This window comes from Ruegeria sp. C8, assembly GCF_056537565.1.
Window position 1 is genome coordinate 190,498 of sequence record NZ_JBQFRV010000008.1, and the last position, 22,070, is coordinate 212,567.

The following is a 22,070-nucleotide window of genomic DNA, read 5'->3' on the forward strand; positions in this document are numbered from 1 at the left end:
AATCCCTAGCGCTCGCTTGCTGCCCAATCCCAGTAGAGCGCGCGGGCGCGACGGGCGATAGGGCCAACCTGATATTGCGTGTCGTCCAGAGCGGTCACGGGCGTCACCTTGTTCATGTTGCCGGACATGAACACCTCATCCGCCGCATGGAAATCATCAAAGCTGAGGACTGACTCATGTACATTAAAACCATCGGCGCGCAGGTTCTTGATGTGCCGTGCGCGCGTGATCCCGGCCAGAAAGGTGCCGTTGGGCATGGGGGTAAAGACCTCACCGTCTTTGGCCATGAAGATATTGGCCGTGGCGGTCTCGGCCACATTGCCCATCGCGTCGGCGACCAGCGCGTTCGAGAACCCTTTGGAGCGCGCCTCAGTCAGCATCCGGGCGTTGTTCGGGTAGAGACACCCGGCCTTGGCATTCACCACGGCGGATTCCAGTACCGGACGGCGGAACCGGGTGGTCGTCAACGTTACCGAGGCCGTTTCGGGCGCCATTGGGATCTCTTCGAGACAGATGGCGAAACCGGTAATGTCTTTCTGGGGCACGATGGCCGTGACGTCTCCGTGGATGCCCCAATACATCGGGCGAATATAGACAGCCTGATCCGGGCCATAGGATTGCAGCCCCTCGCGCACCAGATCGACCATCTGTTCCGGCGTTACAGTCGGGGTCAGCATCAGCGCCTCGGCGGAGCGGTTCACCCGGGCGCAATGGGCCAGCAGGTCAGGGGCCATGCCGTCAAAGTAGCGCGCGCCATCAAAGACTGAGGACCCAAGCCACGATCCATGATCCGCCGCCCGCATGATCGGTGCGTCCCCTTCATGCCATTGGCCTTCGAAATAGGTGCGGATATTCTTGCCGACTGCCATAGCGCCCTCCCTCAGCTTTCGGCAAACCTAGGAGGGCGTCAGGCGAAGGTCCAGTGCAATCAGCGCGATGCAGCGCCGACCATGCCCACAATCTCGTAGGTTTGTTTCAGGATCGGGGCAGCAATCGCGCGCGCCTTTTCCGCACCACGGGCAAGGATCTGGTCAATCTCGGACTGCTCGCCCATCAGGCGGGCCATCTCGGACGAGATCGGAGACAGCTTTTCGACCGCCAATTCCGCGAGCATCGGTTTGAACTCACCGAACTGCTTGCCGCCAACATCGGCCAGCACCTGCGCGGCCGAGCTGTCGCTGAGCGCGGCGTAGATATTGACCAGATTGCGCGCCTCAGGGCGATCTTCCAAACCGTCGACTTCTGAGGGCACGGCATCCGGGTCGGTTTTGGCCTTGCGGATTTTCTTGGCGATCGTGTCGGCATCGTCGGTCATGTTTATGCGGCTCATGTCTGACGGATCAGACTTGGACATCTTCTTGGAGCCGTCACGAAGGCTCATGACCCGTGTGGCCGCCCCTTCGATCACGGGTTCGGTGACCGGGAAGAAGTCGACGCCGAAATCGTTGTTGAATTTGATCGCGATGTCGCGCGTCAGCTCAAGATGCTGTTTCTGGTCCTCACCCACAGGAACATGGGTCGCGTGATAGATCAGAATGTCCGCGGCCATCAGCGCCGGATAGGCAAACAGGCCCAGCGAGGCGTTTTGCGTGTTCTTGCCCGCCTTGTCCTTCCATTGGGTCATGCGCTGCATCCAGCCCATACGGGCCACGCAGTTGAAGATCCACGCCAGTTGCGCATGTTCGGGCACCTGGCTTTGGTTGAACAGGATGGATTGTTCCGGGTCGATGCCCGCCGCGATATAGCCCGCGCACAGTTCGCGCGTGTTGTGCGACAAGGCGGCGGGGTCCTGCCAGACGGTGATCGCATGCAGGTCGACCATGCAATAGATGGTTTCGAACTCTGGCCCCTGCATATCCACAAAGCGCTTCATCGCGCCCAGATAGTTGCCCAAGGTCAGCCCGCCCGAAGGCTGGATGCCGGAAAACACGCGCGGCGTGAATTGGGTCTGGGTCATCGAAGGGAACTCCCGTCTGGAAAAATCAGCCCTCGTCGCTTACCCATGAGGCCAAGGGACGTCAACAGCCGCGAAAGGCCAGCCCAATGAGCAGTGAGCATTATACACCCGCCGTGAACCCTCTGCCGCCTGTCGTGGTGGCCTTGGTTCTGTTCATCATGGGGATCGAACTGGCGTTTACGCTGGGCGCCCGGGGTCTGGTCGGAGGGCCCGGCGCGGTCGGATGGCGGCTGGATGCGCTGCAGAGCTACGCGTTCTCGGCCGATATCTTCGATTGGATGGTCCAGAACGGGCGCTGGCCGTTCGAGCATGTTATCCGCTTTGTGACCTATCCGTTCGTTTCGGGCAGTTTTACGCAGGCGGTTTTTGTCTGCGTGTTCGTGCTGGCAATGGGCAAGATGGTGGGTGAGGTCTTTGGCGGCTTTCCGATGCTGCTGATCTTCGTTCTGTCGGGTGTTGGTGGCGCGCTCGCCTATGCGCTGTTTCTGGACCCGTCTTATCCGCTGCTCGGAGGGTTCCCACCGGTCTACGGGTTGATCGGGGCATTTACTTGGTTGCTGTGGCGCAAACTTTCTTTGGTTGGGGCCAATCAGGCGCGGGCATTTCAGTTGATTGCGGTGCTGATGGGCATTCAGCTGCTGTTTGGCCTGATCTTTGGCGGCACATCCGATTGGGTGGCCGATCTGGGCGGTTTTGCCACCGGGTTCGGCCTGTCCTTCTTTTTGGCGCCGGGTGGTTGGGCGCGGATCAAGGGCCGCATCCGGCGTGATTAATCATGACCGGCGCAGGGCCGTTTTGAACTCGGACAGTCTAAATGCCCCCAACAGGTGGCCAAATGCGAAGTAGCTGACCGCTGCAACCATGATCAGCGCAAGCAGAGCCAGATAGCGCCACCCGGGCACATCAAGCGTCCAGCCGAACAGTTGAATGGCGGCAAACAACACCGCGCCCATCCCGACAGATGCCAAGATGATCCGCCCCGCGCGCCGCCGGAAGCGGTCGTCGAACCGAGTCTCATCGCCCATATTCCGCGCGCCGAAGGCCAGTAAGCCAACCATGGCCCAGCCAGCGGCAGAGGCTGCGATGGCAGGGGCAATCCATCCGAAAATCGGGTAAAGACCGAAGGCAAGCGCCGCGTTGACGATCATTGCCACCAAAGCATAGTGGAACGGAGACCGCGTGTTCTCGCGCGCGAAATACAGCGGTTGCAGCAGCTTCTGTAGCATGAATGCGGGCAGGCCGATGCCATAGATTGCAACGGCCAGGGCTGTTGCGGCTGTATCCTCGGCGGTGAACTGGCCCCGCTGAAACAGGACTGACACCAGCGGGTTCGGGATGATCAGGAAGGCTACGGTCGAGGGCAGGGTGAGCAGCAACATGAACTCTCCGGCCCGCGAAAACGCATTGCGCGCGCCTGCTTTGTCATCCGCGCGCAAGCGGCGAGACAGGTCGGGCAGCAGCACGATTCCGATGGCAATCCCAACGACGCCCAGAGGCAGCTGATACAGACGATCTGCAGCAAATAACCAGCTGACAGCTTTCTCGGTCTTTGAGGCCACGAGTTGCCCTACGACCAGATTGACCTGCGTCACCCCCATGGCCAAGGCGGCGGGTACGGCGATGCGGACCATATTCCGCATCTCGGGCGTCAGACGCGGCAACCCAAAACGTATGCGGATACCGGCGCGTTCGGTGGCAAACCAGACCAACGCCAACTGCGCCACACCTGCCAAAGGGATCACGGCGATGAGCCAGCGAATGACCTCGCCTCCGGATATCGCGCCAGCGATCAGGGCGGTGCAGGCGAAGATGTTTAGAAGAACCGGCGCTGCGGCGGCGGCAGCAAACCGCCCGGTCGCGTTCAGAACGCCCGAAAACAGCGCCGCCAGTGACATGAAAAGAATGTAGGGGAAGACGACATAGCCATAGTCGACGGCCAGATCAAAGCGTTCATCGCCGTAAAACCCTTCGGCCGTCAGCCAGACGAGGCCCGGCATGAAGACCATTGCCAGCCCGACCAGGGCCAATACCGCGGCGACCAAAAGGTTGAAGGCGTCTTGCGCGAACCCTTGCGCGTTCTCTCCGCCTTCTAGCCGCTTGGAAAACATCGGCACGAAAGCTGCGTTGAATGCGCCTTCGGCAAAGAAGCGGCGGAACATGTTGGGCAGACGGAAAGCCGCGACGAAGGCGTCCATCACCGGGCCGGGGCCGATGAACGCGGTCAGCAGGATTTCACGCAGAAAGCCCAGAATGCGACTGGCCAGTGTCCAGAAGCCGACTGTGAAGAAGCCGGAAAACAGCCGGATCTGCTTCATGACGCCGCTCGCTCGGCGCCCTCGGTTATGGCTTTGCGCAGTTTGGTCTCAAGCCCGCGCTGTTTGCTTTCCGAGTGGTATTTCAGTCCGAACATGTCCTTGACGTAGAATGTATCCACCACCTGCTCGCCATAGGTCGCGATCACGGCGTTGGCGATATAGACATTGGCCGCTGCCAGCGTGCGCGTCAGGTCATAAAGCAAGCCGGGGCGGTCGCGGGTATCGACCTCGATGATCGTGTAGATCTCGGACCCGTCATTGTCGAAGGTGATATGGGTCGGCACGTTGAAAGCGCGTTCGCGTTTCTTGATCTTGTCGCGCGATTTCAGCGCGTCGCGGGCCACGACCTCGCCTTTCAGCGTTTTGTGAATCATCTGGGTCAGACGCGGCAGACGGCTGGCTTCGAACGGGTGACCTTCGGCATCCTGTATCCAGAACGCATCCGTTACATAGCCATCCTTGGTCGTGTAGCTGCGGGCATCCACGACGTTAGCACCGACCAAGGCCAAGGCCCCGGCGATCCGCGCAAAGATACCGGGGTGATCACCCATGGCAAAGCAGGCGCGGGTGGCGTCTCGATCCTCGTCCGGGTGCAGGCGGATTTCCATCGCGCCGGGATCGCCGCTGTGTTCCAGCGCCCGTAGCATCTCGGCAAATTCCACATGGGTCGAGACGTTCAGGCCCTGCCAGTACGGAGCATAGTGCCGCCCGGTTTCCGTCTTCAGATCGGCCTTGGACCATTCGGCCAGTTCTGCGCGCAGAAGTTTCTTGGCCTCGGCCCCGCGATTGGCACGGTTCAGATCCTCCATGCCGGTTTCCAAGGCACGTTTGGTTTCCGCATGCAGCGCGCGCAGCAACGTTGCTTTCCAGTTGTTCCACGTATTGGGCCCGACACCGCGAATGTCACAGACGGTCAGCACGGTCAGCAGATCCAGCCGTTTGACCGTTTGCACAGCCTTGGCAAAATCCCGTACGGTCCGAGGGTCCGAGATATCGCGTTTCTGCGCCATGTCCGACATCAGCAGGTGATAGCGCACGAGCCATTCGACGGTTTCGGCGTCGGATTTGTTCAGCCCCAGCCTGGGTGCCACTTTCCGCGCGATTTGTGCTCCGAGGATCGAGTGATCTTCAGGCCGGCCCTTGGCGATATCGTGCAACAGCAGCGCAACATAGAGGACTTTGCGGTTCACGCCCCCTTCAAGGATCGAGGACGCCAGCGGCAGCGATTCAACAAGCTCTCCGCGTTCGATCTGGGCGAGGTTGACGATGCACTGGATGATATGCTCGTCCACCGTGTAGCTGTGATACATATTGAACTGCATCATCGCTACGATGGGTTCGAACTCGGGTATGAAGGCTGATAGCACCCCAAGTTCGTTCATCCGGCGCAGGGCGCGTTCCGGGTTGCCATGTTTCAGCATCAGGTCGAGGAAGATTCGCTGGGCTTCCTTGTCGTTGCGCATATCTTCGTCGATCAGGTGCAGATTGGCCGTGACCAGCCGCATAGCATCCGGATGGATCAGCATGCCTGTGCGCAGGCCTTCCTCGAACAGGCGCAACATGTTCAGCTTGTCGGTCAGGAATGTATCCGGATCGGCAATGTCCAGACGACCATGAACCATGCTGTACCCGGGTTTGACCCGAGGGCGGCGGCGGAAAATCCGCTCCAGCAGCGGAGCGCCTTTCATGTGCAGGGCTTCCAGCTTGGTCAGGAAGATCCGTGTCAATTCCCCTACGCTGGTGGCATGGCGGAAATACCGCTGCATGAACACTTCGACGGCTCGCCGCCCGGCCCGGTCTTCATAGCCCATGCGCGCCGCGACCTCGACCTGCATGTCGAAGGTCAGCTGCTCGGTCGGGCGCCCCGTCACCAGATGCAGGTGCGAGCGTACGGCCCAGAGGAAATTCTCGGCCTCGGCAAAGGTCTTGAATTCATCGGGTGTGAACAGGCCCAGCGGGACCAGCTCGGCCACGTCTTGCACACCATAGATGTATTTCGCGATCCAGTAGAGCGATTGCAGATCGCGCAGCCCGCCTTTGCCCTCTTTCACATTGGGTTCGACCACGTAGCGTTGACCCTGTTTCAGATGGCGTTCGTCGCGTTCCTGAAGCTTGGCCTCGATGAACTCTCGCTCAGTCCCCTTGAACAGATCGGCCTTGAGGCGTTGGTCCAGCTCCCAGGCCAAACGCGTGTCTCCTGCCAAATAGCGCTGTTCCAGCATCGCGGTCCGGATGGTGAAGTCTTCGGTCCCGAGACGCAGGCAATCCTTGATCGTGCGCGAGGAATGGCCGACCTTCAGGCGCAGATCCCATAGGATATAGAGCATGGATTCAATCACGCTCTCGGCCCAGGCGGTGATCTTATAGGGCGTCAGAAACAGCAGATCGACATCCGAGGCGGGTGCCATCTCACCGCGCCCATAGCCGCCGACCGCCAGAACAGCGATGCGTTCCCCCTGTGTCGGGGTGGCCAGAGGGTGCAGATGCTCGCTGGCGACGCGCATCGCAGTGCCGACCAGACAATCCGTGAGGTAAGTATAGGACCGGGTCAGAGGGCGCGCGTCGAATGGGCGGGCGGCAAACGCCTCGGCGATGGCGGCGCGCCCGGCCTTTTGCGCCTCACGCAGAATGCGCACCGTTTCAGCACGCAGCGTGGAGTTGTCAGTGCCTGCCTCGAACGCTGCAGCAAGCTGAGCGTCAACGCGGGCGCCGTCGAAAATATCCTCTGGCGGGCAGATAAGTGAGTTTTCAGGCACTGCAGTCAGGTGAGGCTGGTCAGAAACCGGCCCCTGAGAAGCTTTGCGGGGCAGGGTCAATCACAACCACCTGTTTATTCTGGATCGTGGCAACCGCCAGACCGCGTTCATTGGTACCGTCCGAGCGCAGGCGGAAGATGCCGCCAACACCCTGGAAACCGGCGCTCTGCGTCAGCGCAGCCCCGGTCAGAGCGTTCGATTTGCCTTGGCTGACAAGCGCCCCGATCGCGGCGATCCCATCATAGGCCAATCCGCTGATCGGATGAGGTGCTTCGCCATAGGTCGCATTGTAGCGCTGACGATAGGCCTGCGCTTTTGCGGGATCAGGCAGGGCAAACCAACCGCCCTGAACGCCGGGCAGTTCCAGCGTTTGGGCCGGAATGTCCCACCGTGTCAGACCGATATACTGGGAGGTCGATGGCGAAACCCCCGCTTCGGGCAACAATTGCGAGAACAAGGGCAGCGCGCCTGCGGTGGTTGCAGTCAGGAAGACCGAGTCCGCCCCCGTCGAATCCATGGCGGACTTGATGTTGGGCACCGCGTTGATCACGCCCTGCTGCGACCGGTCGTAACCGACGCTGCCAGCGTTGTTCATGCTGCTGCTGGCCAGCGCATTGGCAATGGCCGAGCGGCCGGCCTCTCCGGCTGCGTCATTGCTGTGTACGATGATTGCTCCGGTCTTGCCCTGTCTTCCGCCATAATTGGCCAGTCGATTGGCCGTGTTCTGGAATGTCGGCCCCAGCACAAAGACATTTCCACCCGCGATGCTGGTGTTGTTCGAGAAGGACAGGACGTTCACGTTGTTGTTCAGCACCGCAAGGCCGGCCGCGTTGGCCGCCTGTGCATAGACCGGTCCGATGATGATCTTGGCACCGTCAGCCACAGCCTGTTGCGCCACGCCTGAGGCCGTGCCAGCATTACCCGCCGTATCATAGACACGCAGGTCAATCTGGACGTTCGGCAGGTCCGACATCGCCAGACGTGCTGCATTTTCAAGGCTTTGCGCCAGCGCCGCGTCGCCGGACTGGCCTGATCCGCGCGGAACCAGAAGCGCAACGGGCACCGGTTCCGAGGTGTTGATCGAGGGGCCTCCGCCGACGCCAGTGGTTTCACATGCGGCCAGAAAAACGGCGGTGGTCAGGGCGATCGTGGTTTTGGCCAACTTGCTTACGGACTTGCAAACGGTAAACATCTAAAAGAAAACTCCCTGATCCGGCGGCTTGCGACGCTGCTGTTCTATCGAGCCGCGATAATAAACGTCACGCTGTGAGGGTCCAGCTTTGAATTTCCAAAACATAAGTTTGGCTGCTGGCCTGTATTTTGTTGCCACTCCGATCGGTACGGCGCGCGATATTACGCTCAGGGCGTTGGATGTGCTGGCTTCGGCCGACATGATCGCGGCGGAAGACACCCGCAGTCTACGCCGGTTGATGGAAATCCACGGTATCCCCTTGGGTGGACGTCGCATTCAGGCGTATCACGACTACAGTGGAGCAGGCGCACGCGGCAAGATCATGGATGCTTTGGCTGCAGGGCAATCCGTTGCCTATGCGTCCGAGGCCGGTATGCCGCTGATCGCCGATCCAGGCTACGATTTAGGGCGGCAGGCGGCCGAGGCCGGGCACACCGTCACTTGCGCTCCGGGCCCGTCCGCCGCGCTGACGGCGCTGACGCTGGCGGGTCTGCCAACGGATGCGTTCTTTTTTGCGGGCTTTTTACCGAATGCGTCTGGCGCTCGTCGCAGCCGAATCGAGGCGCTGCGGGATATTCCCGGAACGCTGGTGTTCTACGAGTCACCCAAGCGCGTGGCTGGATGCTTGTCCGATCTGTCCGACATCCTCGGCTCCGACCGGCAGGCGGCTTTGTGCCGCGAGCTGACGAAGAAGTTCGAGGAAGTCCGACGTGGCTCTTTGCAAGACCTGGCAGAGGCCTACCGAGACCAAACCCCCAAGGGTGAGGTCGTTCTGCTGGTGGATCGCAGCCATTCGCCAAGCGTTAACGAATCTGACGTAGAAGAGGCTTTGAAACAGGCCTTGCAAACCCATTCGGTTCGGGATGCGGCGGATTTGGTGTCAAAGATGTATGATCTTCCTCGACGCCCCATTTACCAGCAGGCCCTCAAACTGGGAAAGGGATGACATGGCGCAGCGTGCGGTGCGGGGGTCGGTATCTTATCATGCAGGGCAATCTGCGGAATTGCGGGTTGCAGCCGACTATGAACGCCGTGGATTCTCGATCGCTCACAGACGCTGGCGCAGTACCGGGGGTGAGATTGACCTGATTGCGCGGGGTGACGAAGGGCTCGTTTTCATTGAGGTCAAGAAAAGCACCAGTTTCGACAGGGCTGCGGCTCGGATCACCCCACGGCAGACCCAGCGTATCTGCGCATCAGCGGCGCAGTTTCTTGAAAATGAACCGGACGGGCAATTGACGAATGTTCGGTTCGACGCGGCGCTAGTCGATGGCACAGGCGCTGTTCAAATCATCGAAAACGCCTTCGGACCGGTCTAAGCCCCATTGAACCCCTCGGCCTGCTGCGCCATGTATCTGGCGTGAAGTTGAGGGACATGCCATGAAAATCGCCTTTCAAATGGACCCGATCGGGGCCGTGGATATCAACGCCGATAGCTCTTTCCGCCTTGCGGAAGAGGCGCAGACCCGCGGGCATGAGCTGTTCTTCTACGGGCCGGATCAATTGGCCTATCAGGAGGGGCGGATCACCGCGCGAGGACAGGACATGCAAGTTCAGCGCGTTGCTGGAGATCCCGCGATCCTGGGTCCCGAGCGTGAAGTTGATCTGGCTGAGTTTGACGTGGTGTGGCTACGTCAGGACCCGCCGTTCGACATGCATTACATCACCTCGACGCATCTGCTGGATCGGTTGAAGGGGCAGACATTGGTGGTCAATGACCCGTTCTGGGTACGCAATTACCCCGAAAAACTGCTGGTTCTGGATTTCCCCGAATTGACCCCTCCGACCACGATTGCGCGGGATATGCAGACCATCAAGGCCTTCAAGGACAAGCATCAGGACATCATCCTGAAACCTCTCTATGGAAATGGAGGGGCTGGGGTGTTCCGGTTGGATGCCAATGACCGCAACCTGACCTCGCTGTATGAGCTGTTCACCGGATTCTCGCGCGAGCCGTTGATTGTTCAGAAATTCCTGCCGGATGTGAAGAACGGCGACAAACGTGTGATTCTCGTGGACGGAGAGCCGGTGGGTGCCATCAACCGCGTCCCGGCCGAAGGTGAGACGCGTTCCAATATGCATGTCGGAGGGCGACCCGAAAAGATCGGTTTGACCGAGCGGGATCTCGAAATCTGCGCGGCCATTGGGCCTCTGCTAAAAGAAAAAGGTCAGATCTTTGTCGGGATCGACGTGATCGGAGACTACCTGACCGAGATCAACGTCACCTCCCCCACCGGCATTCAAGAGCTTGAGCGCTTCAACGGTGAGAACATCGCTGAAAAGATCTGGCAGGCGATTGAGGCCAAAGTCTAAGCGCTACAGGCGTTGGGCGGCGATTAGGTTTTCGATGCGGTCCGTTCATTGGAATGCACGGTTGCACTGAAGGTCGATTTCTTCGCTTGAACATGGCGCAAGCGGTAAGCTACCGGACTTGTCTAGGACAACGGGCAATGATCAGTTCCGCCGTAATTTGTACCCCAAACAGCCTCGCAACAAACTGAGTGCGAACATCTAAGCCATGGCCCGTGCGCCGATCCGAAAACTTAGCGCTTCGGCCACGTGTGGTCGCCGGATATCAGGGGAGCCATCAAGATCAGCTATGGTTCGCGCGACCCGTAGGATGCGGTGGAATGCGCGTGCTGACAGGCCGAACCGGTCGGCGGCCTTGAGCAACAGCTCTTTGCCCTCAGCATCTGGGGTGGCGACTTCTTCCAGTAATTTTCCTTCGATATCAGCGTTTTGACGTACGCCCTCGTGACCTTCAAACCGAGCGGCCTGAACGGCGCGGGCCTGCTCCACACGCGTAGCCACGGTGGCCGAACTGTCGCCAGACGGCGGCAGATCAAGGTCGGTGAACGCTACCGGAGGCACCTCGATGCGCATATCGAACCTGTCCATCAATGGGCCTGAGATGCGGTTCAGGTAGTCCTCACCACAGCCAGGTGCGCGGGAACAAGCGCGGGACGGATCGGTCAAGTACCCACATTTACACGGGTTGGCTGCCGCGACCAGCATGAAACGGCAGGGATATTTCACATGGGCGTTGGCGCGGGCAACCATGACCTCTCCCGTCTCAATCGGTTGGCGCAGGGTTTCCAAAACGGTGCGAGGGAACTCGGGGAACTCATCCATGAACAGTACCCCATTGTGGGCCAGAGAGATCTCTCCGGGTTTTGCACCCCGCCCACCGCCGACAATCGCCGCCATCGAGGCAGTGTGATGCGGTTCGCGAAAGGGCCGCGTCCGGTTGATGCCGCCTTCGTCCAATAATCCGCAGAGGGATTGGATCATCGACGTTTCCAGCGCCTCGATCGGGGTCAAAGGCGGCAGGATGCCGGGCAGGCGCGCGGCGATCATGGATTTGCCCGATCCCGGCGTGCCGATCATGATCAGGTGGTGCCTTCCCGCCGCAGCGATCTCAAGCGCGCGTTTGGCGCGTTCCTGTCCTTTGACGTCGCGCAGATCGCGGGTGTTGGAGGACAGGCTGACTTCGCCCGGTTTGGCCGCTGCCAATGGGGCCTGGCCCGAGAAATGGCGCACCACGTCACCCAGCGAACCGGCTCCGATTACCTGAGTGGCGTCCACCCATGCAGCCTCGGCGCTTGAGGCGCGGGGGCAGAGCAGGGCGCGATCCTCGGCCGCAGCTGTCATCGCGGCGGGCAAAGCGCCTACGACTGGAACCAGCGACCCGTCCAAGGATAATTCGCCTAACGCAACAGTGCCCTCGGCCGCGTCTGCTGGGATGATTTCCAAAGCGGACAGGAGGGCGACGGCGATGGGAAGGTCGAAATGGCTGCCCTCTTTGGGCAGGTCAGCGGGGGACAGGTTGATGGTGATCCGCTTTGACGGCAAGGCGATGGCCATGGAACCAAGCGCGCTGCGCACTCGATCTCGCGCCTCGGATACCGCCTTGTCCGGCAGACCGACGATTGAAAAGGCGGGTAGGCCCGGTGAGACGGCGCATTGCACCTCGACCGGGCGGGCATCAACCCCTTGAAACGCAACCGTGTGAGCGCGGGCAACCATGGCAATCCTGTTCTTGGTTAACAGGACGTTGCTGCCATGGCCGAGGTTTAAGAATGGTTAACGGCTGCGCGCATTGCGGTGAATTTGGGCCATGCGCCCGGGTCGGCGACTGTTTTGTCGCGGCAGAACGCGTTGCAGAACCCCCAGCGATGGCCGTCGAGGTCGAGGAAATCGGTGACCGGGTCGCCGGAATACGGGCAGTGCGCGTTGACCGAGGGGCCTTCGTCGGCGGGTCGTGCCTCGGACGGTTCGCCAACTGGCCAGTGGGCCGAGGGGTAGTGTTCCGGGTAGGGGTACGGATCGTATTGAACGGTTAGCCCCATCGCGCGCCATTGTCGGACCGATGTGTCCGACAGCAGGCTGAGGCAATAGTTGCGATTTTCGGCTGAGACCGGCAGATCATACCCAATGATCCGAGCAGCGACAGGGGTGTAGAAGACATCGACCAGCGAGTAGGCTCCGAACAACGGCCCCTCTGACGCGCCTGAGATCGTCCGGGCATGCGCCCAAAGACTCTCAATCCGGGCGAGGTCTTTCAAAGTGTCCGGTGACGGCTGAAAACCCTTCCAAACATGCGCCAACTGCATCGGGCATTCACTGCGCAGTGCAGTAAAACCCGCGACCATTTCGGCGCAGAGCCAACGGGCGGTTGCGCGCGCGGCTGGGTCTGATGGCCAAAACCCAGCTTCGGGGTGGCGTTCAGCCAATGTCTCGGCCATCGCGAGGCTTTCGCCCACAACCGTACCATCGGGCAGACGCAGAGCAGGGACCAGACGGGCCGGGGCAAGGGATTCCAAATCCGCGGCCATGGTGCCGGAATAGAGGCCAACTAAGTGGCTACGATAGGGCAGGCCGAACTTCTCGAGCATCAACCAGCCGCGCATGGACCAGCTGGAAAACAGGCGGTCACCGACAAAGAGGTCATAGGTCATGATCAAAGGATGACGGAGCCGGAAGCGCTCGTAAATCAGTGATTTGTGACCTGTCGGATCACGGAAGATGATTGATGGCGCCGACGGACCATTCGCCCGCGTTATAGGCGATTTGGGTAACCGACAGATTGTCGATCCGGTGTGAAAACGCTTGTTGCGCCTCAATATCCAAAGCGCGCTGTACTTGCGTCAGGATCACTCCGAAATGGGCAACAATGACCAAATCCGCGCTCTCATATGCAGCCATCAGCGCATCCACGGTTTTGTCGACGCGTGCGCGGACGTCGTTCCAGCTTTCTCCGTTCGGCGGTCGCACTTCGCCGGGATTGTCCCAATAGGCAAAGGCAAGCTCGGGGTCTTCGGCTTCGATTTCGGCGAAACCGCGCAGCTCCCATGTGCCGAAGTTGATCTCGCGCAGGTCAGGATGGTGGGGCAGGCGCAGGCGCTGGCCTTGGATCGCCGTTGCCGTATCCGCCGCGCGCGACAGGTCGGATGAGACAACAACCGCGTCCGCAGGGATGTGATCATGCAATCGCTGAAGCGCGGCCTGATCGCTCAGATCGGCGGGGAGATCGGACCAGCCGACCATCGTTTTAGCATGGGTAGGACCGTGGCGGACCAGGTGCAGACGCGTCATGGCTATTGTCCCTTCAAGACCATCGGCAGCCCCGCGGTGACCTGAACCACCTGGTCGGCCTGTGCTGCTAGCGCGATGTTCAGCCGGCCCTGCGCTTCGCGAAACTGGCGGGCGAGGGCGTTTTCGGGCACGATGCCGTGACCAACCTCATTCGAGACGATAACAAGCTGCGCCGGGCAGCTGCGCAGGGCGCTCAGCAGTTGGGTCTGGGCCTGTTCCAGATCGTTCTCGGCCAGCAGGTGATTGGTGAGCCACATCGTGGCGCAGTCAATCAGGCAGGCTTGGTCAGGACTCAGTTCCGCTAAAACCTGGGCAAGGTCCAACGGTGCCTCGATGGTTTCCCAACCGGACCCGCGTTGTTCGATGTGGCGATCGATCTTTTGCTGCATCTCGCCATCAAACACTTGTGATGTCGCAAGGTAGACCCGGTTTTTCCCTGAGGATACAACCAGTTGTTCAGCATAGACCGACTTTCCCGATGCGGCTCCTCCCAGCACAAAGGTTAAATTGGCGGTCACAATTCTTACCTTTCTGGTGATCCACTTGGTGATGATCTGCGTATCGACCCTAAGTCGGCAAGGCAAGCCCGGCTGATGCCTACAAAAAGGGAGATTTTCATGGCACTGGACAACGCATCCGATTTCTCGATGTCCCGCAAAGCGATGAAGGCCGAACTGCTGGACGCGGAAACCGAATTGCAACTGGCCTATGCGTGGCGTGACAACCGCGACGAACAAGCACTGCACCGACTGATCACCGCCTACATGCGTCTAGCTATTTCGATGGCGGCCAAGTTCAAGCGCTACGGCGCTCCGATGAACGACCTGATCCAAGAGGCCGGTCTTGGATTAATGAAAGCCGCAGACAAGTTTGACCCTGATCGCGGTGTGCGGTTCTCGACCTATGCGGTGTGGTGGATCAAAGCCAGCATCCAGGATTACGTGATGCGTAACTGGTCGATGGTGCGGACCGGTTCGACCTCATCCCAGAAATCCCTGTTCTTCAACATGCGCCGCGTTCAGGCACGATTGGAACGTGAAGCCGCCACCGAGGGGCAGGAGTTGGATCGGCATCAGCTGCACCAGATGATTGCTACGGAAATCGGTGTGCCCTTGCGCGATGTCGAGATGATGGAAGGGCGTCTGTCCGGCTCGGATTTTTCGCTCAACGCGGTGCAGTCAGCGGATGAAGATGGGCGCGAGTGGATTGATGCGCTGGAAGATGATCGTGAGCAGGCCGCCGAGGCGGTCGAACATCGCCACGACACCGAGCAGCTGCGCGAATGGTTGCTGATGGCGATGCAATCCCTCAATGACCGCGAAAGATTTATCGTGCGTGAACGTAAGCTGCGCGAACCGGCCCGGACCCTTGAAAGCTTGGGGAATGAGCTGGGTCTATCGAAGGAACGTGTACGGCAGCTTGAGGCCGCAGCCTTCACCAAGATGCGCAAGAACCTTGAAGCCCAATCGCGTGAGGTGCAACACTTCATCGCATGACAAGATTTGCGATTCTGTTGTGTGTGCTGGCGTTTACAGCCAGCGCGGTGCGCCCGGTCCAAGCCGGTGAGTTGATCCCCGATGATGTCCTGGCAGCCATGCAGGACGCAGATGTGGTGATTCTTGGTGAAATTCACGACAATCCGCGTCACCACCTTGTGCAGACCGAGGCGTTGGGCGCGATCGCTCCGTCGGCTGTGGTGTGGGAGATGGTAACCGAAGAAGGCGCGCAGCGTCTGGCTCAGACAGCCGCCTCCAACCCAGAGGAATTGTCTCGCATCCTGCGCTGGGCGGAGTCTGGCTGGCCCCCACTGAGTATGTATTACCCAGTCTTTCAGGCGTCGGACGCGCCAGTCTATGGCGCCATGGTTCCACGCACAGCTGCGCGCGCCGCGATGGAAAAAGGTGCGGCCACGGCCCTTGGTGCAGACGCTGCGCGCTATGGCCTGACCGTTCCTCTGTCGCCAGAAGATCAAGCCGCGCGCGAGGCGGATCAACTGGCTGCCCATTGCGATGCTCTGCCAGCCGAAATGTTGCCGCAAATGGTCTCGATCCAACGTCTGCGAGACGCGGTGCTCACCCGAGCGATCCTGCGCGCGGACGAAGAAACCGGTGGTCCGATTGCTGTGATCACCGGCAATGGCCACGCTAGGACAGACCGGGGCATCCCGACCTTTTTGTCGCGCCTGAAGCCTAGGCTGAAGGTCTTTGTGCTAGGCCAGTCCGAAGGCGGCGCAATTGACGGGACCTTCGATGCGGTGATCGACAGCCCGGAAATAGAGCGTGAAGACCCTTGCAAAGCGTTTGAGACGCAGAATTAACCGCTGGAACTACCCGGTGGCCTTGCCTAATGTCAGGACCGACCGGGACGGGAAGGGCTGAACATGCTGGCATCCAAACGCATTCTGCTGATCATCGGCGGTGGCATTGCGGCCTATAAGTCGCTCGATCTGATCCGACGGCTGCAAGAGCGCGGTGCGCAAGTCACTCCCGTTTTGACCCGCGCCGCTGAGGAGTTCGTGACGCCGCTGTCGGTCTCCGCGCTCTCCGGTCAGAAAGCCTATCGCGATCTCTTCGACCTGACCGATGAGGCCGAGATGGGGCATATCCAGCTGTCGCGCTCGGCTGACCTGATCGTGGTTGCCCCAGCCACCGCAGATATGATGGGCAAGATGGCGGCAGGATTGGCCAACGATCTGGCCTCGACCCTGCTGATGGCCACGGATACGCCGGTTTTGTGCGCGCCTGCGATGAATGTCCGCATGTGGGATCACCCGGCGACCCAGCGAAATCTGAAACAATTGCAGCAGGACGGCATACGCTTTGTAGGACCCAACGAGGGCGACATGGCCTGTGGCGAATATGGCCCGGGCCGGATGTCCGAACCGCTAGAGATCGTTGCTGCCGTTGAGGCGCAACTGGCCGACGGGCCGTTGAAAGGTAAACGCATCCTTGTAACCTCTGGCCCGACACATGAACCGATTGATCCGGTGCGCTACATCGCCAACCGCTCATCCGGGGCGCAGGGGACTGCCGTTGCCCGCGCCTTGGCGGCGCTTGGGGCTGATGTGGTTTTTGTCACTGGTCCCGCCGACGTTCCGCCGCCCCAAGGCGTGCAGGTCGTGCAGGTCGAGACAGCACAGCAGATGTCGGACGCAGTGGATGCGGCGCTCCCTGTGAATGCAGGTGTGTTTGCCGCAGCGGTCGCCGACTGGAAAGTGGCCACCGCCTCGGATCGGAAACTAAAGAAAAGCCGTGATGGTCTGCCCTCGCTGGAGTTCGCCGAGAATCCCGACATCCTGAAACGCGTCTCGCAGATGGGTGCGGGTCGCCCTGATCTGGTTGTGGGCTTTGCAGCGGAAACCGATGATGTGATTGACAACGCGACTGCAAAGCGCGCCCGCAAGGGATGCGATTGGATCGTGGCAAACGACGTCAGCCCGGCGACCGGCATCATGGGGGGCTCGGAAAATGCGGTCGTCCTGATCTCGGATCAAGGGGCTGAGAGCTGGCCGCGCATGGGCAAAGACATGGTCGCCACGCGTTTGGCACAAAAGATCGCCGACGCGCTGGCCGAATGAGACAGAAGGAATACAGATGGTAGCTATCCGCGTGATCCGGGAAGAGGGTGCAGACGTTTCTGTTCCTCTGCCTTCATATGAGACCTCGGGCGCGGCCGGTGCTGATGTACGCGCCAACCTGCCCGACGGCGAGTCGATCTTTCTGGATCCGGGGGAGCGCGCCCTTGTCCCCACCGGCCTGCGAATCGAGATCCCGGCGGGCTATGAGGCTCAGGTCCGCCCACGCTCCGGGCTGGCATTGAAGCACGGCATCACCCTGCCCAACACGCCGGGGACCATCGACAGCGACTATCGCGGCCCGCTGGGGGTGATCGTTATGAACGCAGGGCAGGACCGTTTCGAGGTCACCCACGGAGAACGCATCGCGCAGCTTATCGTAGCGCCTGTCGTGCAAGCCACGTTCGAGCTAACCGAAACCCTTGGCGAGACCGCGCGTGGCGCTGGCGGGTTCGGCTCAACCGGGCGCGGCTGATGCTGCTGGTTCTGGTCCTTGCCGCGGGTCTTTGGGGCGTCGGCTATATCGCGGGCGTGTCCCGGACGGCGCGTGTGACCTCAGTCAGTGTGCTTATGGCCGGTGTGATCCTGTCGCATCTGGTTTTGCCGAGCGGCCATCCCTTGCGCGAAGCAACCGGAGGATCGGCAGCGCTGTGGCTGATGCTGGCCGGAGCGGCTGCGCTGATCATGGTCTATGGCAAGGGGCTGAAAGCGCTGCGTAATCGGGCGCAGCCCGAAGCGGACAAGACCGAGGCCAAACCCTCGGACCGGTTCGCTGAAACAGAGCTGGACCGCTATGCCCGCCATATCGTTCTGCGCGAACTGGGTGGACCGGGGCAGAAACGGTTGAAAAAAGCGCGCGTGCTGGTGATTGGGGCCGGGGGTCTCGGCGCACCAGCCTTGCAGTATCTGGCTGCAGCGGGTGTGGGCACGATCGGAGTGATCGACGACGACGTGGTCGAAAACGCCAATCTTCAGCGTCAGGTCATTCACCGCGACGCCGATATCGGAATGCCCAAAGTGTTCTCGGCCCAGCAGGCGATGGAGGCTCAGAACCCCAACGTCACCGTCCTGCCCTACAATCGGCGTCTGAGTGAAGAGATCGCGCGAGACCTATTGGGCGACTTTGATCTGATCCTGGATGGTACCGACAATTTCGAAACCCGCTATTTGGCCAATCGCACGGCCGTTGCGTTGGGCAAACCGCTGATCTCGGGCGCACTGTCGCAATGGGAAGGGCAGCTGAGCGTCTTCGACCCGACCAAGGGTGCGCCCTGCTACCAGTGTATTTTCCCGGAGGCCCCCGCGGCCGGTCTGGCCCCATCCTGTTCCGAGGCGGGCGTTATCGGCCCCTTGCCGGGTGTGGTTGGGTCCATGATGGCGGTTGAGGCGATCAAGGTCATCACCGGGGCTGGCCAAGCGCTGCGCGGCGAAATGCTGATCTATGACGCGCTTTATGGGGAAAGCCGCAAAATCACCCTGTCCAAACGCTCTGACTGCCCGATTTGCGGTGCGGGTGGTGAATAAACGCCGTGTTGCTCTGGATCATCTGATCGGCCCTTCCTAGGTTGTGGTCAAAGGAGATCTGAATGACCAACCCGATCCTGTCCGACTGGACCACTCCGTTCGAACTCGCCCCTTTTGCCAAGATTTCGGATGATGATTTCGCCCCTGCTCTGGATGAGGCACTGCAGGCGCATAACGCGCAGATCGACGTGATCGCTGCAAACGCTGAAACTCCGAGTTTCGCCAACACGATCGAAGCGCTTGAGGCGGCGGGTGAGCAACTGGACAAAGTGCTGTCGGTTTTCTTCACAGTTGCGGGCGCGGACAGCAATCCGAAACGTGAGGAATTGCAGCGAGAATTCTCGCCAAAGCTAGCGGCGCATTTCTCGGGGATCTCCTCGAACAAGGCGCTGTTCAAACGCGTGGCGGACCTGTGGGCGCGGCGCGATGATCTGGGTCTGAGTGATGAACAGGCGCGCGTGCTGATGCTGTCTCATCGCGGTTTTGTCCGGGCTGGTGCTGCGTTGGAGGGCGAGCAGGACGCCCGGATGCAAGAGATCAAAGCGCGGCTGGCGTCACTGGGAACATCCTTCACCCAAAACCTGCTGGCGGATGAGCGCGACTGGTTCATGGACCTGTCCGAGGATGACCTGCAGGGCCTGCCGGATTTCGTTGTCGATGCCGCACGCGCGGCAGGTCAGGAAAAGGGCGCCGCTGGTCCCGTAGTCACTCTCTCGCGGTCAATCATTGTGCCGTTCCTTCAGTTCTCCCCCCGTCGCGATCTGCGCGAGAAAGCCTATCGCGCCTGGACCGCGCGCGGGGCGAATGGTGGTGAGACCGACAACCGCGACATCGCCGCCGAAATCCTGTCCCTGCGTGAAGAACGCGCCAAGCTGCTGGGCTATGACAGCTTTGCCGACTACAAGCTGGAAACCGAAATGGCCCGCTCGCCTGACCGCGTCCGCGACCTGCTGATGCAAGTGTGGGAGCCTGCGAAGGCGCGCGCCGACGCAGATGCCGAGGTGCTGACCGCGATGATGCAGGAGGATGGCGTCAACGGCCCTCTGGCGGCGTGGGACTGGCGCTACTACGCCGAGAAACGCCGCAAGGCTGAGCATGATCTGGATGAGGCCGCGCTGAAGCCCTACCTGCAACTGGACCGGATGATCGAGGCCTCGTTCGCCTGCGCCAACCGTCTGTTCGGATTGGAGTTCAAACCGCTGGACGCGCCGCTTTACCACCCCGATTGCCGGGCGTGGGAGGTGACACGCAACGGCAAGCATATCGCGGTCTTCATTGGTGACTATTTCGCACGCGGGTCCAAGAGATCAGGCGCATGGTGCAGCGCGATGCGGGGACAGGCGAAGTTCCCCAAAGAACAGGCTCCGGTCGTGATCAATGTGTGCAACTTCGCGAAAGGCGATCCGGCACTGTTGTCCTATGACGATGCGCGCACTTTGTTCCACGAATTCGGGCACGCCCTGCATCAGATGCTGTCGAATGTGACCTATGAAAGCATTTCGGGCACGTCCGTGGCGCGCGACTTTGTCGAACTGCCAAGCCAGCTTTACGAACATTGGTTGGAAGTCCCCGAGGTTCTGGCCGAGTTCGCCACCCACGCGGACACTGGCGAGGCAATGCCGCAGGAAATGCTTGAGAAAGTTCTGAAGGCCGCGAATTTCGATCAGGGGTTTCAGACGGTGGAATATGTCGCCTCGGCCTTGGTTGACTTGGCTTTCCATGAAGGCGCGGCCCCGGCGGACCCGATGGCGAAACAGGCCGAGGTCTTGAACGGTATCAGTATGCCCGCAGCCATTAGCATGCGCCACGCGACCCCGCATTTCGCGCATGTCTTCGCGGGCGATGGCTATAGCTCGGGCTACTACAGCTACATGTGGTCCGAAGTGATGGATGCCGACGCGTTCGAGGCCTTTGAGGAGGCCGGAGGGGCCTTTGATCCGGAACGCGCCAAAGCTCTGGAAGACAATATCCTGTCCACTGGCGGCTCGCGAGAGGCTGAGGAGCTGTATCTGGCCTTCCGGGGCCGGATGCCTGATGTCGAAGCTTTGCTGAAAGGGCGCGGCCTCATCGCAGCTTAAACCCTTCGCCCCCGGTTCTGGATCGCTTCGGTTAAAACCTGCGACACGAATATCCTGCCACGCTTTCAGCGTTCTCGGGACATTCGTGTCACTTGATGATTCAGGTAAAACCCGAAACGCTTTATGTCAGGGGATCAATACCCCAGCTGGCGATCCACCAGATGCACAAATGGCTCGCCAGCTTCCCCGCGCCGGATATTCTCGACAATCACCTGCGCCGCCGTGACCGGCCGCGTTTCCGAGGCGATATGCGGCGTCACCGTCACGTTCGGATGCGTCCAGTAGGGATGATCGGCGGGCAGAGGCTCAACCCGGAACACATCCAGCGTGGCATGTCCGATCTGGCCTGTGTTCAACGCCTGCAACAGGGCGTCATCGTCGATCAGAGGCCCACGCCCCGGATTGATGATCCGCGCGCCTTTGGGCATCAGCGCAAGTGTTTCGGCGTTCAGGGTGTTCTCGGTCGCCGGTGTGTCGGGCAGCAAGAGGACGGCGATCTCGGCCTTTGTCAGAGCCTCTCTCAATCCGTCTTCGCCGCTCAGGCAGGTTACTCCGGGGATGTCTTTGGGGGTGCGACTCCATCCGGTGACGTTGAAATTCAATGCGGCCAGCGCTTGGGCGGCTTCCTGCCCCAATGCGCCAAGGCCCAGAATGCAGACCTGACGTTCGTTCGCCAATGGCGGCGCGTCAGGCGACCACACACCATCTTGCACTTTGATGTGCTGGTCCATCCCCAGGTGATAGCGAAGCACATGCCCCACGACCCATTCGGTCATGCCTTGGGTCAGTCCATGATCTACCATCCGCGCCAGTGGCACGGTCAGCTTTTCGTTCCCTGCGATCTGCTCGACCCCGGCCCAGAGGCTCAGAACCGCTTTCAGTTGGGTGTAGGTTGTGAAATCCAGCAGCCCGCCGCTTGGGGCGTAGACGATGTAGTCCACCTCATCCTCTGGGAATTCGGTTGCCAGATTGAACGCGACGCCTGCCTCTCGCAGGCCCTCGGTCAGAAGCGGCTGGTACACCGGCCAAAGCTCAGGACGTGCGGAGAACAGGATATTGACGGGCATAGAGGGGCTTTC

General features: G+C 60.5%; 20 protein-coding genes. 10 read left to right on the plus strand and 10 right to left on the minus strand.

The genetic code is table 11. The features are described 5' to 3' along the window. Positions 1 to 5: 5 nt before the first annotated feature. Positions 6 to 869 carry a branched-chain amino acid aminotransferase gene (locus ACR0KL_RS12780; protein ID WP_170678779.1) on the minus strand — a complete coding sequence of 288 codons (864 nt, stop codon included), beginning with the start codon at positions 867 to 869 and terminating at the stop codon, positions 6 to 8. 59 nt (positions 870 to 928) lie between these two features. Beyond that, positions 929 to 1,957: a tryptophan--tRNA ligase gene (gene trpS / locus ACR0KL_RS12785; protein WP_480777111.1), complete on the minus strand. Its 1,029-nt coding sequence runs from the start codon at positions 1,955 to 1,957 to the stop codon at positions 929 to 931. A gap of 86 nt (positions 1,958 to 2,043) precedes the next feature. On the opposite strand from trpS, the gene ACR0KL_RS12790 reads away from it, so the two are divergent. After that, entirely contained in the window at positions 2,044 to 2,730 is a 687-nt protein-coding gene (locus tag ACR0KL_RS12790) for a rhomboid family intramembrane serine protease (protein WP_170553474.1), read from the plus strand. On the opposite strand, the gene murJ is transcribed toward ACR0KL_RS12790, so the two are convergent. The 3 genes from murJ to ACR0KL_RS12805 are packed head-to-tail and all read right to left on the minus strand — an operon-like array spanning position 2,731 to position 8,220. Continuing rightward, positions 2,731 to 4,272 carry a murein biosynthesis integral membrane protein MurJ gene (gene murJ / locus ACR0KL_RS12795; RefSeq protein WP_480777112.1) on the minus strand — a complete coding sequence of 514 codons (1,542 nt, stop codon included), beginning with the start codon at positions 4,270 to 4,272 and terminating at the stop codon, positions 2,731 to 2,733. Further along, a complete protein-coding gene (locus tag ACR0KL_RS12800; protein ID WP_170678785.1) occupies positions 4,269 to 7,088 on the minus strand; it encodes a [protein-PII] uridylyltransferase in 2,820 nt (939 codons plus the stop codon). Before ACR0KL_RS12800 ends, murJ begins: the two co-directional genes overlap by 4 nt. Next, on the minus strand, positions 7,048 to 8,220 hold the full coding sequence (locus ACR0KL_RS12805) for a penicillin-binding protein activator (protein WP_170678787.1): 1,173 nt from the start codon (positions 8,218 to 8,220) through the stop codon (positions 7,048 to 7,050). The genes ACR0KL_RS12800 and ACR0KL_RS12805 overlap by 41 nt, the downstream gene beginning before the upstream one ends. A gap of 88 nt (positions 8,221 to 8,308) precedes the next feature. Here ACR0KL_RS12805 and rsmI point away from each other — a divergent pair, with 88 nt between their 5' ends. From rsmI to gshB, 3 genes are all read left to right on the plus strand, one after another. Further along, positions 8,309 to 9,166: a 16S rRNA (cytidine(1402)-2'-O)-methyltransferase gene (gene rsmI, locus ACR0KL_RS12810; protein ID WP_170678789.1), complete on the plus strand. Its 858-nt coding sequence runs from the start codon at positions 8,309 to 8,311 to the stop codon at positions 9,164 to 9,166. Between the two features lies 1 nt (position 9,167). Next, positions 9,168 to 9,539, plus strand: coding sequence for a YraN family protein (locus ACR0KL_RS12815; protein ID WP_170678791.1), 372 nt, complete (start codon positions 9,168 to 9,170; stop codon positions 9,537 to 9,539). A 61-nt stretch (positions 9,540 to 9,600) separates the two neighbouring features. Continuing rightward, entirely contained in the window at positions 9,601 to 10,533 is a 933-nt protein-coding gene (gshB, locus tag ACR0KL_RS12820; RefSeq protein WP_170678793.1) for a glutathione synthase, read from the plus strand. A 198-nt stretch (positions 10,534 to 10,731) separates the two neighbouring features. Here the strand turns inward: gshB and ACR0KL_RS12825 are convergent, their stop codons facing one another. Genes ACR0KL_RS12825 through cobU form a run of 4 tightly spaced genes read right to left on the minus strand, consistent with a single transcriptional unit; the run spans position 10,732 to position 14,333 of the window. Further along, entirely contained in the window at positions 10,732 to 12,246 is a 1,515-nt protein-coding gene (locus ACR0KL_RS12825) for a YifB family Mg chelatase-like AAA ATPase (RefSeq protein WP_480777113.1), read from the minus strand. 47 nt (positions 12,247 to 12,293) lie between these two features. Further along, positions 12,294 to 13,178, minus strand: coding sequence for a glutathione S-transferase (locus tag ACR0KL_RS12830; protein WP_170678797.1), 885 nt, complete (start codon positions 13,176 to 13,178; stop codon positions 12,294 to 12,296). A gap of 58 nt (positions 13,179 to 13,236) precedes the next feature. Next, positions 13,237 to 13,815, minus strand: coding sequence for a histidine phosphatase family protein (locus tag ACR0KL_RS12835; RefSeq protein WP_170678799.1), 579 nt, complete (start codon positions 13,813 to 13,815; stop codon positions 13,237 to 13,239). 2 nt (positions 13,816 to 13,817) lie between these two features. Then, positions 13,818 to 14,333, minus strand: coding sequence for a bifunctional adenosylcobinamide kinase/adenosylcobinamide-phosphate guanylyltransferase (cobU, locus tag ACR0KL_RS12840; protein ID WP_480777114.1), 516 nt, complete (start codon positions 14,331 to 14,333; stop codon positions 13,818 to 13,820). A gap of 99 nt (positions 14,334 to 14,432) precedes the next feature. Here cobU and ACR0KL_RS12845 point away from each other — a divergent pair, with 99 nt between their 5' ends. The 6 genes from ACR0KL_RS12845 (at position 14,433) to ACR0KL_RS12870 (ending at position 20,991) form a co-directional block, all read left to right on the plus strand. Beyond that, positions 14,433 to 15,311, plus strand: a complete 879-nt coding sequence (locus tag ACR0KL_RS12845) for an RNA polymerase factor sigma-32 (RefSeq protein WP_170378887.1) — start codon at positions 14,433 to 14,435, stop codon at positions 15,309 to 15,311. Then, on the plus strand, positions 15,308 to 16,132 hold the full coding sequence (locus tag ACR0KL_RS12850; protein WP_480777115.1) for a ChaN family lipoprotein: 825 nt from the start codon (positions 15,308 to 15,310) through the stop codon (positions 16,130 to 16,132). Before ACR0KL_RS12845 ends, ACR0KL_RS12850 begins: the two co-directional genes overlap by 4 nt. 63 nt (positions 16,133 to 16,195) lie before the next feature. Beyond that, positions 16,196 to 17,392 (plus strand): bifunctional phosphopantothenoylcysteine decarboxylase/phosphopantothenate--cysteine ligase CoaBC, encoded by a 1,197-nt coding sequence (gene coaBC / locus ACR0KL_RS12855; protein WP_170678805.1) that lies wholly within the window; start codon positions 16,196 to 16,198, stop codon positions 17,390 to 17,392. Positions 17,393 to 17,408: 16 nt separating this feature from the next. Continuing rightward, a complete protein-coding gene (gene dut, locus ACR0KL_RS12860) occupies positions 17,409 to 17,864 on the plus strand; it encodes a dUTP diphosphatase (protein ID WP_170468830.1) in 456 nt (151 codons plus the stop codon). Beyond that, on the plus strand, positions 17,864 to 18,913 hold the full coding sequence (locus tag ACR0KL_RS12865) for a molybdopterin-synthase adenylyltransferase MoeB (protein ID WP_170678807.1): 1,050 nt from the start codon (positions 17,864 to 17,866) through the stop codon (positions 18,911 to 18,913). The genes dut and ACR0KL_RS12865 overlap by 1 nt, the downstream gene beginning before the upstream one ends. Positions 18,914 to 18,975: 62 nt before the next feature. Next, a complete protein-coding gene (locus ACR0KL_RS12870) occupies positions 18,976 to 20,991 on the plus strand; it encodes a M3 family metallopeptidase (protein WP_170678809.1) in 2,016 nt (671 codons plus the stop codon). A gap of 134 nt (positions 20,992 to 21,125) precedes the next feature. Here ACR0KL_RS12870 and ACR0KL_RS12875 read toward each other — a convergent pair whose 3' ends face one another. Further along, positions 21,126 to 22,058, minus strand: a complete 933-nt coding sequence (locus ACR0KL_RS12875; RefSeq protein ID WP_170678811.1) for a 2-hydroxyacid dehydrogenase — start codon at positions 22,056 to 22,058, stop codon at positions 21,126 to 21,128. Positions 22,059 to 22,070 lie beyond the last annotated feature (12 nt).